Source organism: Priestia sp. SIMBA_032, assembly GCF_046535215.1.
GTDB classification, from domain to species: domain Bacteria; phylum Bacillota; class Bacilli; order Bacillales; family Bacillaceae_H; genus Priestia; species Priestia aryabhattai.
On the sequence record NZ_JAWRXD010000772.1, the window covers coordinates 1 to 267 of the forward strand.

Annotated in this window: 1 protein-coding gene; it reads right to left on the bottom strand. The window is 70.8% G+C overall.

Features of this window, described 5'->3' with window-relative positions; translation table 11 throughout:
• On the bottom strand, positions 1-267 hold a 267-nt coding region (locus SB717_RS36400), incomplete at both ends, for an enoyl-CoA hydratase-related protein (protein ID WP_410907894.1).

Consider the following 267-nt stretch of genomic DNA (forward strand, 5'->3'; position numbering starts at 1 on the left):
GGTCGACCCCGTCCGGGCCGACGAAGGAGAGCCCGTCCGCTCCGATCCGTGGCCCGAGATCGGCCAGGTCGAGCCCGGCGGTGAAATGCTCGCCGACCGCATGCACGAGCCCGACGCGGAGTTCCGGGTCGCGCTCCAGCTCGCCGTAGGCGTCTGCGAGGAGGCTGAGCAGCTCGAAGTCGGCGGCGTTGCGCTTCTCCGGGCGGTTCAGCCCGATCAGGAGGATGTGGCCTCGCCGCTCGGTGAGGATCTTGGGCTCGGTCATGG